The sequence below is a fragment of the Nocardiopsis listeri NBRC 13360 genome (assembly GCF_001570765.1).
In the GTDB taxonomy this organism is placed as follows: Bacteria; Actinomycetota; Actinomycetes; order Streptosporangiales; family Streptosporangiaceae; genus Nocardiopsis; species Nocardiopsis listeri.
Window position 1 is genome coordinate 69,637 of sequence record NZ_BCSH01000021.1, and the last position, 12,582, is coordinate 82,218.

8 protein-coding genes are annotated in these 12,582 nt (G+C 71.0%); 5 read left to right on the forward strand and 3 right to left on the reverse strand.

Annotation, left to right across the window (positions count from 1 at the left end; genetic code table 11):
* Positions 1-150: 150 nt before the first annotated feature.
* Positions 151-387, forward strand: a complete 237-nt coding sequence (locus tag NLI01S_RS07815; protein ID WP_067601519.1) for a hypothetical protein — start codon at positions 151-153, stop codon at positions 385-387.
* A 259-nt stretch (positions 388-646) separates the two neighbouring features.
* Here the strand turns inward: NLI01S_RS07815 and NLI01S_RS07820 are convergent, their stop codons facing one another.
* Both NLI01S_RS07820 and NLI01S_RS07825 read right to left on the reverse strand, forming a co-directional pair.
* On the reverse strand, positions 647-2,155 hold the full coding sequence (locus NLI01S_RS07820) for a CoA-acylating methylmalonate-semialdehyde dehydrogenase (RefSeq protein WP_067601520.1): 1,509 nt from the start codon (positions 2,153-2,155) through the stop codon (positions 647-649).
* 26 nt (positions 2,156-2,181) lie between these two features.
* A complete protein-coding gene (locus NLI01S_RS07825; protein ID WP_067601525.1) occupies positions 2,182-3,468 on the reverse strand; it encodes an aspartate aminotransferase family protein in 1,287 nt (428 codons plus the stop codon).
* A gap of 117 nt (positions 3,469-3,585) precedes the next feature.
* On the opposite strand from NLI01S_RS07825, the gene NLI01S_RS07830 reads away from it, so the two are divergent.
* Positions 3,586-5,190, forward strand: coding sequence for a PucR family transcriptional regulator (locus NLI01S_RS07830; RefSeq protein ID WP_067601627.1), 1,605 nt, complete (start codon positions 3,586-3,588; stop codon positions 5,188-5,190).
* Between the two features lie 13 nt (positions 5,191-5,203).
* Here NLI01S_RS07830 and gabT read toward each other — a convergent pair whose 3' ends face one another.
* The gene (gabT, locus tag NLI01S_RS07835) at positions 5,204-6,538 is read right to left on the reverse strand and encodes a 4-aminobutyrate--2-oxoglutarate transaminase (protein ID WP_067601529.1); all 1,335 of its coding nucleotides are present in this window, start codon (positions 6,536-6,538) and stop codon (positions 5,204-5,206) included.
* A 171-nt stretch (positions 6,539-6,709) separates the two neighbouring features.
* Between gabT and NLI01S_RS07840 the strand changes: the two genes are divergently transcribed.
* The 3 genes from NLI01S_RS07840 (at position 6,710) to NLI01S_RS07850 (ending at position 12,496) form a co-directional block, all read left to right on the forward strand.
* The gene (locus tag NLI01S_RS07840) at positions 6,710-8,197 is read left to right on the forward strand and encodes a PucR family transcriptional regulator (RefSeq protein ID WP_067601537.1); all 1,488 of its coding nucleotides are present in this window, start codon (positions 6,710-6,712) and stop codon (positions 8,195-8,197) included.
* A gap of 144 nt (positions 8,198-8,341) precedes the next feature.
* Positions 8,342-11,479: a DNA helicase gene (locus NLI01S_RS07845; protein ID WP_067601539.1), complete on the forward strand. Its 3,138-nt coding sequence runs from the start codon at positions 8,342-8,344 to the stop codon at positions 11,477-11,479.
* Between the two features lie 138 nt (positions 11,480-11,617).
* A complete protein-coding gene (locus tag NLI01S_RS07850; protein ID WP_067601541.1) occupies positions 11,618-12,496 on the forward strand; it encodes an Fpg/Nei family DNA glycosylase in 879 nt (292 codons plus the stop codon).
* Positions 12,497-12,582: the final 86 nt, after the last annotated feature.

The following is a 12,582-nucleotide window of genomic DNA, read 5'->3' on the forward strand; positions in this document are numbered from 1 at the left end:
GTTATGATTCACCTGCACGGAGTGATTTAGATCGGTCCGGGCCCTTCCGGACACCGCGAGCTTCTGATTCAATTAAGAGCCGGTAACTATCGGCCCGCCAGACTGTCCTAAACCACGGGGGGAGCAAGGACATTGCGCGGAACGAGCACGATGTGCGAGCCAGTCATGCAGACCGCTGCCGCACCCGACAGCTACGTCTACGATCCGGCCTGGCTGAGCCTGGCGCAGTGCATGGGGGATGCCTGCGTCGTCTGCCACGTCAAGTGGCCTCGGCCTCGTCGGGAGCTCGGTGAGCTGCCGGATGGGGCCCGGGTGTTCGGGTGCGACGAATGCGCGGGGATCATCGGGCACCAGCCCGTCTCCGAGCCGTTGTTCGCCGCACACTGATCGGTGTCTCGCCTGCGGGCGGTCGGCTGACGGTCGCGCCCCGGGTCCAGGGGGAGAAGTAGGACCCGGGGCGCGTCCGTCGACGCGCCCGCTTCCATGGGGAGGAGGGGAATTGAGCGCGCCTTCTCCATGATGGTTCTCGTGACACACGTGGCCCGATGGCCACGTTCCCCGCAGGGCGTCGGGCCCAACGATACTCCGTGTCGCCCATCGCCGACGGTCAGTGAGAAACTTCCATGCGGTATTTCGGTGAACTTCCTCAGCCGTTGATGGGAAAGCCCAGGTCGACGCCTCCTTCGGGACGCCGACTCGGATCCGTCCAACGGGCGGTGACCGCCTTCGTTCGCGTGTAGAAGTGAACACTCTCCGTGCCATGGGCGTGCGAGTCACCGAAGAGCGACTGCTTCCAACCCCCGAACGAGTAGTACGCCATGGGCACCGGGATGGGCACGTTGATGCCCACCATGCCGACCTCGATCTCGTTCTGGAAGCGTCGCGCGGCGCCCCCGTCGTTGGTGAAGATCGCCGTCCCGTTGCCGTACGGATTGCCGTTGACCAGTTCGACGGCCTCTTCGTAGTCGGCCACGCGCACCACGCTCAGCACCGGACCGAAGATCTCCTCGCGGTAGCAGGTCATCCGTGGCCTCACGTGGTCCAACACGGAGGGTCCCAACCAGAAGCCGTCCTCGTGACCGTCCGGAACCGGGTGCGCCCGACCGTCGATCGCCAGGGTCGCACCCTCTCGCACCCCCGACTCCAGGTACGAGGCGACCCTGTCCCGATGCTCACGGGTCACCAACGGACCCATCTCGCTGCGCTCGTCGTCGCCGGGCCCCACCCGAAGCCGGGCCACACGCTCCTTGATCCGCTCCAACAGCTCGTCGGCGACCGAGTCCACCACCGCCACCGCGGAGATGGCCATGCACCGTTCGCCCGCCGAGCCGAACCCGGCGGAGACCGCCGAGTCCGCCGCCAGGTCCAGGTCGGCGTCGGGCAGCACCACCATGTGGTTCTTCGCCCCGCCCAGCGCCTGCACGCGTTTACCGTGCTCGGCCGCGGTCCGGTAGACGTACCGCGCGATCGGGGTGGAGCCCACGAAGCTGACCGCGGCCACGTCCGGGTGCTCCAGGATCGCGTCCACCGCCACCTTGTCGCCGTGCACCACGTTGAACACGCCGTCGGGCAACCCGGCCTCCCGCCACAGTCGAGCCACGAAGGAAGCCGCCGACGGGTCCTTCTCGCTGGGCTTGAGCACGAAGGTGTTGCCGCAGGCGATCGCCACCGGGAACATCCACATCGGCACCATGGCGGGGAAGTTGAACGGGGTGATGCCGCTGACCACTCCCAGGGGTTGCAGGATCGAGTAGGAGTCCACACCCGTGGACACGTTCTCGGAGTAGCCGCCCTTGAGCAGGTGGGGGATGCCGCAGGCGAAGTCCACGACCTCCAGGCCGCGGGCCACCTCTCCCTGGGCGTCGGAGAAGACCTTGCCGTGCTCGGTGCTCACCAGACGGGCCAGCTCGTCGGAGCCGGCGCGCAGCGACTCACGGAACCGGAACAGGATCTGGACGCGCTTGGACAGCGAGGTGTCCCGCCAACCGGGGAACGCCTCCTTGGCGGCGGCGACCGCCGCGTCGACCTCCTCGGAACCGGCGAGGTCCACGGTGCCGACGACCCGCCCGGACGCCGGGTCGTAGATGTCCCCGGTCCGCTCCGCGGGACCCTCGTGGGCGGCCCCGCCGATCCAGTGCGTGACGTGTTCGCTCATGCTTCCTCTTCCTCTCGGAGGTCGTGTCAGGCCTGGCCGGCGACCGCGCGGACGGCGTCCAGCAGGATGTCGCGTCCCTCGGCGGCCTCCTCGGTGGACAGGTTCATCGGCGGGGCCATTCGCAGCACGTTGCCGCGCACGCCGCCCTTGCCCACCAAGAGTCCGCGTTCGCGGGCGGCCTCCAGTACCCTCCCGGCCAGGACGGAGGAGGGCGCATCGGTGGCCGGGTCGACCATCTCGATGGCGAACATCAAACCCTTGCCGCGCACGTCCTTCACGCAGGGGAGTTCGCGCAGGGCCCGCAGCCCCTCGATGATGGTGCCGCCCTGCCGCAGCGCGTTGCCCTGTAGGTCGTGTTCGAGCACGTGGTCGAGGGTGGCGCCGGCCGCGGCCATGGACACCGGGTTGCCGCCGAAGGTCGCCACGCCCAGCGCCGGGAGCCCGTCCATGAGATCACCGCGCGCCACCACGCCGCCCACCGCGAACCCGTTGCCCAGGCCCTTGGCGAACGTCATGGCGTCCGGGGTCACCCCGTGGTTCCCGATCCCGAAGAAGCTCGTGCCGGTGCGCCCCCACCCGGTCTGTACCTCGTCGGAGACGAACAGGACGCCGTGCTCGTCCAGGACCTCCTTGTACGCCGCGTACAGGCCGTCCGGCGGCATCGCGAAACCGCCCACTCCCTGTATCGGTTCGGCGATGAGGCAGGCCACGTTGGGCGCCGTGGTGTCGAGGACGTCGCGCAGGTCCGCCACGCACACGTCGATGTACTCCCGCTCCGTCAGGTGCCGGAAGGCGGGGGAGGCGTGGTCGGTGCCGTGGAGGTAGTGCACGTTCAGCGGGGACAGTGAGGAGTTCTTCCACGCCTTGTTGCCGGTGACCGCCACGGTGCCGAAGGACCGGCCGTGGTAGCTGCCGCGCAGGGCCAGCACCTCGTCGCTGCCACGAGCGTGGGTGGCCAGCAACAGGGCGGTCTCGTTGGCCTCGGTGCCGGAGTTGGTGAAGAACACCTTGGCGTCGGGGATGCCGGACAGACGGGCGATCTTCTCGGCCAGCTCCACCTGGGAGCGGATGAGGTACAGCGTGGACGTGTGCACGACGCCCTTGGCGAGTTGCCGTTCGACCGCCTCGCGGACCTCGGGGACGTCGTAGCCGAGCATGTTGGTCACGATGCCGGTGAAGAAGTCCAGGTAGGTACGGCCTTCGGCGTCCGTGACACGGGCGCCCTTACCTCCGACGATCTCCATCGGGTTCTCGTAGTACAGGGGCATCCAGGAGGGCATGACCGCGCGGTGGCGCGCAAGGAGTTCCGACATGCCCTCAGTCTTCCCAGCACCCACGGGATTGACCAGGATCAGCATGTTGACAACATGATGGTCGGCTTTACATAGTGTAAACCGCCCTGGGTGTGGCCCACGTTCTACACTGACGACGTGCTCCCCACCCTCGCCGAAGTACTGAGGCTCCCGGCCCTACAGCGCGCACGCCCCCGAGTGGTCACCGGCTCCGAGTACCTGGACGTTCCGGTGCGCTGGGTCCACGTCGCCGAGGTCACCGACCTGGCCCACCTGTTGCGCGGCGGTGAACTCGTCCTCAGCACGGGGATCGCCATGCCCGACGACCCCGCCGCCCTGCGCCGCTACATCGAGGACCTCGCCGACGCCGGGGTGAGCGGTCTCGCCGTCGAACTCGGCCGCAAGTACCACGCCGAACTCCCCAAGGCCTTCCTCGACGCGGCGGAGGACGCCCGCGTCCCCGTCGTCCTGCTCGACCGCGAGGCGCGGTTCGTCGAGATCACCGAGGCCGTGCACATCAGGGTGGTCAACGAACAGGTGGAGGAACTGCGCGAGTCCGAGAGGCTCCACTCGGTCTTCACCCGGCTGTCCGTCGAGGGCGCCGACGCCGTCCAGATCCTGCGGGAGGTCGGCCGGCTCTCCGGTTGCCCGGTCGTCCTGGAGAACCTCACCCACCAGGTCCTGGCCTGCGACCTCAACGGCGAGGAACCCGGCACCCTGCTCACGTCCTGGGAGAGCCGCTCACGGTCGGTCCGTTCGGGCGACCGCACCGTGCACGCGCCCACCACCGGCTGGCTGGTCACCACCGTGGGCGCGCGCGGACAGGACTGGGGGCGACTGATCCTCATCGTCGGCGCCGCCCCCACGGCCCACCAGACCATGCTCATCGAACGCGCCGCCACCACCCTGGCCCTGGGCCGCCTACTGGAACGCCACCAGGAGAGCCTGGAACGCCAGACCCACCGCACGATCATCGCCGGCATCATCGATCGTTCCTACTCCGACCCGGAGGAGGCCCTGGTACGCGCCCGTGCAGTGGGGGTGCCGCTCAACGGACGCGAACTCGTGGGGTTGGTGCTGCGCCTGAGGGACGGTGGGACCGGGCTGGCCGCACAGGCCCGCTTGTCCGAGACCGCCGAGGGCGCCGCCCGGGCCTGTCGGGAGCTGCGGTTGCCCGTGCTGGTCGGCTCCCTGGACGACGTACGGGTGGGCATCCTGCTCGCACTGCCCTCCGGACAACGGCTGGACACCACCCTGAGCCGACTGGCCGACCGGGTGCACGCCAGGCTGGGCGACGCCGCGGTACTGGCCGTGGGGTCGGAGACCGACGACATCCGCTCGGTGCGTCGATCCTTCCTGGAGGCCCGACAGGTCGGGGACGTGGCCCTCAAACAGAGCGAGCGGCGTCCCTTCCACCGGCTTCCCGACCTGCACCTGCGCGGGCTGCTGCACCTGTTCCGCGACGACGAGCGTCTGCAGACCTACGTGGAACGCGAGCTGGGGCCGCTGTTGGACCACGACGCCCGTCGCGGGGACGACCTGACCGACATGCTCCGCCACTACCTCGGCGCGGGTCGCAACAAGGCGCTGGCGGCGAGCCGGGCGCATTTGTCCCGGCCCGCCTTCTACGAGCGGTTACGGCGGATCTCCTCGGTGCTGGACGCCGATCTGGAATCGGTGGAGACGTGCCTGTCGTTGCACGTTGCCCTGCTGTCACTGGACTCGGTCCGCGACCAGGGGTGACCTCGCCGAGCCCCTACAGGCCGGCCAGGGCCTCCTCCAGCAGGTCCAGGCCCTCGTGGAGCAGGTCGTCACCGATCACCAGGGGCGGCAGCATCCGGATCACGTTGCCGTAGGTGCCGGCGCTCAGCAGCACCAGGCCGCGGGCGTGGCAGTGCTTCAGCACCTTCGCGACCGCCTCCGGGTTCGGCTCCTTGCCGTCCTCGACCAGCTCGATCGCGATCATGGCACCGCGACCGCGCACGTCGCCCACCACGTCGAACTCGCGCGCGAGGGTGTTCAACCGATCCAGCATCAGCTCGCCGATCTCGCGGGCTCGCCCCACCAGGTCACCGGACTCGATCGCCTCCAGCGAGGCCAGGGCGGCCGCGCACGCCGCCGGGTTGCCGCCGTAGGTGCCGCCCAGGCCACCGCCGTGCACGGCGTCCATCAGCTCGGCGCGACCGGTCACCGCGGCCAGCGGCAGCCCGCCCGCGATGCCCTTGGCCGTCGTGATCAGGTCCGGGACGATCCCCTCGTGGTCACAGGCGAACATGTCCCCGGTGCGCGCGAAACCGGTCTGCACCTCGTCGGCCACGAACACGATCCCGTTGGCGCGGCAGTACTCCACCAGCGCGGGCAGGAAACCGGGCGCCGGCTCGATGAACCCGCCCTCGCCCTGGATGGGCTCGATGACCATCGCGGCCACGTTCTCGGCGCCGACCTGCTTGGTGATCTGGTCGATCGCGGCGGCGGCCGCCTCCTGTCCGCAGTTCTCCGGGCCGGTGGGCCAACGGTAGGCGTAGGCCATGGGCATCCGGTGGATCTCGCCGGCGAACGGACCGAACCCGTGCTTGTACGGCATGTTCTTGGCGGTCAGACCCATGGTGAGGTTGGTGCGACCGTGGTAGGCGTGGTCGAACACCACGACGGCCTGACGTCCGGTGGCGCTGCGCGCGATCTTCACGGCGTTCTCCACCGCCTCGGCGCCCGAGTTCAACAGGATGGACCGCTTCTCGTGGTCACCCGGGGTGACCCGGTTGAGGGCCTCGCACACGTCGACGTAGGCCTCGTACGGGTTGACCATGAAGCAGGTGTGGGTGAACCGACTCATCTGTTCGGTGGCCCGCTCGACCACGCGCGGGTCCGCGTTGCCGACGTTGGTGACGGCGATGCCCGAGCCGAAGTCGATGAGCGCGTTGCCGTCGACGTCCTCGATGATCCCACCACCCGCGCGCTCGACGTAGACGGGCAGGGTGCTGCCCACACCCTGGGCGACGGCGGCGCTACGACGCTCCTGGACGGCCCTGGACCCGGGGCCGGGGATCTCGGTGACGATCCGACGGGACTGGACGACCTCGGTCGTGGCCATACGGCTGCCTCCTTGCGGGGGTCGGTTCTACGGGGTGGACCCCGGTGACTCGCCTGACACTAGGCCGCGTGGAACCCGACACACATGGACACAGTGGATAATCGAAACGCCGCCCTGTGCCATTACGGAGAGGCGTGGATCGATGGGGTGGTCGAACGAGGGGGAGGCGCGATGCCACCGACACTGGGAGCCCTGCTGCGCACGCCCAAACTGCGGTTGCGCCTGCTCACCGGGCAGGAGGGGCTGCACCGCAGGGTGGAGTGGGTCGCGGTCAGCGAACTCACCGACCCCACCCCGTACCTGGCCGGGGGAGAGTTGGTGCTCACCACCGGCGTGGGCTGGGTCGAGGACCCACGGGACCTGCGCGACTACGTGCGCCGCCTGGCCGAGCGTGACATCGCCGGGCTCGGGTTCGGTGCCGACGTCGTCTTCGATCACACCCCCGACGAGCTGCGCGCGGCCGCCGAGGAGTTCGGGGTGACCCTGGTGGAGGTGGCCAAGGAGACACCCTTCATCGCGGTCGGAAAGGAGGTCTCTCGGCTGCTGGCCCAAGAGGAGTACGAGGGTCTGACCAGGGCCTTCGCCGCTCAACGGGAACTCGCCCGGGCCGCGTTGCGCGGTGCGGGCGCCGTCGTCGAACGGTTGGCCCGCGAACTCGACGGGTGGGTGCTGTTGCTGGAGCCCGACGGTTCGGTTCGACACGCCGCCCCCGCCCGGGCCGCCGAGCACGCCCGCCGGTCGGCCGCCGAACTGCCCCGGCTGCGCGGGGCCGGGCCCCGCGCCGGAGTCTCGGTGATCTCCGGCGACGAGCACGTGGCTCTGCAGTCCCTGGCCATCGGTCGTCGGGTGCGGGGCTTCCTCGCCGTGGGCTCCCGCAGGGGATTCGGGTCGCACGACCGCACCCTGGTCAACGCCGCGGTGTCGTTGCTGTCCCTGGAACTGGAACGCCCGACCACGGAGGGCGGGTCCGGGATCACGCCGGGGGTGGTGGCCGCGTTGTTCGACGGGGCCCTGGATCCCGCGCACGCGGGTGCGGCGGCCCTGCGCCGAGCCCTTCCCGACGAACCGGTGGTGGTGGCCGCCGTGCAGGGCCCGCCGCCGGAGGGTCCGTTCCCGGACGGGGTCCTGATCACCGACGCCGGGGACGTCCCTTCCGCCGACCCGGCCACAGGCACGCTGCTGCTGGCCTCGGCCGAGAACCTCGACCGGCTTCCCGAGGTGTTCGACGAACTCTTCGACGGGGGCGCGGGGTTGAGCGGGCCGGTGTCCTACGCCGAGCTGGCCGTGGCCCGCGCCCAGGCCGAACGGGCCTTGGCCGTGTCGGTGGACGAGGGACGTGGTCCGGTGCGCTCCGGGGACCTGCCCGGTGGTCTGCTCGGGCTGCTGGAGACCCCCGCCGGGGCCCGGTTGGCCGATGACCTCCTCGCTCCCCTCGACCGTCAGCGCAACGCCGCCGAACTGCTCGCCTCACTCCGTGCCTACCTCGCCGCTTCGGGCCGCTGGGACGCCGCGGCCGAACGACTGGGTGTGCATCGGCACACCCTGCGTTATCGGATGAAACGCATTCGGGAGCTGCTCCCGGGAGACCTCGACGACCCCGATCACCGCACGGAACTGTGGATCTCCCTTCGTGTCCGCCAAGGGCGAGCTCGGCCCTGAACGACCGGGTGCGTCACCCTGGGTGATAGTCGTCGCGGGTTCGATCGTTCCGGGGGTGGACGCGCGCGGAATGCACCACAATGGGGCCCGATAGCGGGGAGTAGTCATCTGATCACATGGTGGTCGGGTGTTCGGGGGGACGCTGTGAGATCACTGCGAGACGAGGCACGGAGCGGACCGACCGGTACCCACACCACCGTGGGCGGAACGGTCGGCGACACGGGTGTGCAGGGTGTCGGGGTGGGAACGGCCTCGCTGCGCTGGAAGCCCCCCGTCGACCGGGGCGAGGTCCGTTCGTTCCTGGCCTACCTGCGCTCCTGTCTGCACCGGGAGGCGGTCCACGGCCACGTGGTGCGCGCCGAACACCTGGAGTCCGACACCTGCTCCTGCCTTCCGGCCGGTCCGGAACTGCTCTTGAGCGGGGCCAGGGACACCCTGCCCCTGCACCACGAGAGCGCACGCGTCACGCGACTCGCCGGTCGCTACGGTCAGGCCCTGCGCTACGGCTACCCACTGGTCGTCCTGCCCGCTGAACCGGCGGACGAGATCGACGCGCGGGTGACGTTGCCGCTGCTCACCTTGGACGTCCGGCTCGTCGACGAGTACGACGCCCGAGGGACCGGCGAGCGGCTCGGGGTCGGTGACGTGCCCCTGGTCCGGGCCCTCGGTCCGCCCGACGTCAACATCGCCCTGCTGGCCCGCCTGGGCATCACCGACCCCGAGGACCTCTTCGAGCTGCGCACCAGGTTGCGCGCCGGGGCGCCCGACACGGTCCACCGACCGGCCGCCGTCGCCGACCTCGCCGCGAAGGTGCGCGTCCTGCTCACCCGCCTGGAGATCGAGCGCGTCGACGACATCGCCCCGCTCGGCACCCGTGGCCTGCCCCGGACGTTGGACGTCGGCGCGCACAACACCGCGGTGCTCTTCCGTGCCGGTCCGGGTGGCCGACCCGAGACCGAGGAACCCGAACCCGGCAGCGTCGAGGGCTTGTTGGCCGACCTGGACCCCACCGACCGGGACGGTCTGGACCCCGACGCCATCGGTGGCACCGCACTGGAATCCCTCCTCGGCGCACGCCCCTTCGGTGGCAGGTCCGACCGTGACCAGGGAACGGGCGGGGGGCGACCGGCCCGGGGGCGACGGCGTCGCGCCACCGGTCGGCGAGCCCAAGGCGCCGCGGAGGCCACCGCTTCCACCGTGCCCGTACCGATCTCGGTCACAGCCCTGTCCCAGCCCCGATACCGGGCGCTGAGTTCGGCCATGCGCGAGCAGCTCACCGTGGTCGCCGCCCCGCCCGGCACCGGCGCCTACGACCTCGTGGACGCCATGGTCCGCACCGCCGTCACCGCCGGGCAGCGCGTCCTGGTGTGCGCGAGTACCGAAGCCGGTGTCGAGGCGGTCCTGCGCCGGGCTGACACCGACCCCGGCCACCCCGTGGTCCGGGCCGGTGGTCCCGAACGACGCGCCACCGAGGCACGCCTGCTCACCAGGGTCCTGGGCCGGCACACAGGGGCCATCCCCGTCACGATGACCCCCGACGACGAGGATCCGGACCGCCCCGACGCCCTCACCGACGCCTGGAACCGGGTCCGCCGGGTGTGGGAGGCCATGGACACCATGGCCTCCGGCGGCCACGCCCTCGCCCACCTGGCCGAGGAACGAGGCCGCAGCATCGCCCGCGGCTGGGACCCCGACACCTTCTTCACTCCCGAACGAGGCGGCCCCGAGTACTGGCTGCACCGGGCCGAGCGCGCGGCCACCGGCGGGCCGGGCGGTCTGTTCCACCGTGCCGCGGTCCGCCGCGAGCTCGGTGTGAACACCGACCCCGACAGTCTGGCCAGGCTGTGCGCCGTGGCCCGTCTGGAGAGCGACTGGCGCGAGGCCGTGGACCGCCGTACCCGCAGCGCGCCCCTGGCCGAACTCACCGACGACCTCGCCCGTGCCCTCGACGACCACCGGCGAGCCGGGGCGCAGCGTCTCACCGCGATCACCGAACCCCGGCTCTGGCGCGGTCGCGCCGCCATCGAGAACCGTCTGGAGACCCTCAACTGGCACCACGGCGGCGGCCGAACCGGGCTCACCGGACTCCTCGGCGCCCTGCCCGCCTGGGTCTGCCGCACCGATCAGGTCCGCGCCCTGCCCCCGCACGCCGGCCTGTTCGACCTGGTGATCGTGGCGGGAGCCGAACGAACCCGGGTCGGTGAACTCCTGCCCGTCCTCTACCGGGCCGACCGCGCCGTCGTCGTCGGCGACCCCGCGCACCCCGGTCCGCTCACCGTCCTGGAACCCGAGGAGGAACGCCGGGCCCTGGCCACCGCAGGGCTCGTTCCCGACCTGCTCGACGACCGTGCCCTGCGCTACGGTGCCGGATCGGCCCTGCGCGCCGCCTACAAGGCCGCTCCGCCCATGCTGTGGCTGGACGAGCACCGGGGTGCCCCCGACCCCCTGGCCACCGCCGCCGCACGCCACTGCTACGGGGGACGGATCTCGGTGATCACCGAACCCGAACCCGCCCGAGGTCCCGTCTTCGACTGGCGTGACGTCACCGGCGAATGCGAGGCCGCGCCGGGATCCTCCTACATCAATCGTGACGAGGCCTATCGGGTCGCCGTGGTGGTCGACGAGCTCGACCAGGAACTCCCCGAAGGCCACACCCTGGCCGTGGTCGCACCCCTGCAACCCCAGGTGGCGTTGGTCCGCCGGCTGCTGCGCCAACGCGTCCTGCGCCGGTCCGTCCGGGTCGGCGGTCCGGATCTGTTGGCGGAGGGCGCCGGTACGAACGACGTCACCTTGCTGTCCCCGATGCTCACCGCCGGCGGGCCCGCCATCGCCGAACGTCGGGTGCGCCGGATGAGCCACCTGTGGGCGTCGATCCTCACCCGGACCCGACGTCGGCTCGTGGTGGTGGGGGACCGCTCCCACTGGGCCCAGGGCGACGGGCCCCTCGCCGACCTGATCGCCGGGGCATCGGCCACCGGTACCGTGGGCACACCCGTCGATCCGGCCGGCGCCGCCCTGGTCGACGCCCTACGCGCCGCCGGCACCGACGTCACCGTCGCACCACGACTGCACGGTCACGCCGCCGACCTGCTCGTTCGCTACGGGGCCCGCCGGGTGGTGCTCCTGCTCGACCGCGAACCCGATGGTCCCGCCCTACGCCGGCTCCTGGCCCGCGGCGAGGCCCTCAACGGGGCCACCGACGACCTCGTCGTGGTCGTACCCGCCTGGCGTTGCCTGGCCGACCCGCGCGCTCTGGTCGAGGAGATCCTCTCCGCCTGCTGACCCCGGTCCCCTCGTCCCGACCCCGGTCCGCCCCGGCCCGCGCCCCACCTATCCTGGGAGGCCACGCGCACGTGCCCGAATCACCCTGGTTCGCCCGACAGGCCAGGCGATGCCGCGGGCGAAGGAGGGGAGACTCGGGTGCCCGAGGGACACACACTGCATCGGCTGGCCACGCACTTCGACAAGACCTTCGGCGGCGGCGCCGTGCGCGCCACCAGCCCCCAAGGCAGGTTCTCCGACGGGGCCGCACGCGTCGACGGGCGGGTCCTGGTCGAGGGTGAGGCCCACGGCAAGCACCTCTTCCTGGGCTTCGACTCGGGCGAGTGGCTCCGCGTCCACCTCGGTCTCTACGGTGCCTGGACCTTCGGCGACGTCGACGGTGAACGTCACCTGGGCGCACCGCGGACCCCCGGCGCGGATCGGCTCGAACTGGAACGCGACCCCGACGGTTTCGTCGTGGCGCCCACACCGGTGGGGGCCGTCCGAGCCCGACTGGTCAACACCGGTGGCTGGGCCGACCTGCGCGGTCCCTCGGCCTGCGAGGTCATCACCACCGACGACAAGCACGCGGTCCAGAACCGGCTGGGCCCCGACCCCCTGCGTTCCGACGCCGACCCCGACCAGGCCTGGCGGATGATCTCGCGCTCGCGTACGACCATCGCCGCGTTGCTGATGCGCCAGGACGTCATCGCGGGCGTCGGCAACATCTACCGCGCCGAATCCCTGTTCCGCGCCGGGATCGATCCCCTGACCCCCGGCCGAGAACTGGGTCGGGAACGGTGGGAGACCCTGTGGGAGGACCTGTCCGGCCTGCTGCGCGACGGGGTACGGGACGGCTACATCATCACCACCCGGCCCGAGGACCGTCCCGATCCCGACGCCCACCCCGTGCCCCGACCCGACACCCTCTACGTGTGCTACCGGACCGGTGAACCCTGCCGGGTGTGCTCCTCGCCGATCGCCTCCTCGGAACTGGCCGGACGCACCCTGTACTGGTGTCCCGGATGTCAGCCCTGAGCCTCTCCTGAATCCTCCGTCACACCCGTCACACCCGTCACACTCGGGAAACTCCCTGGACCACGCCGTATGCGCGTAGGTTACAA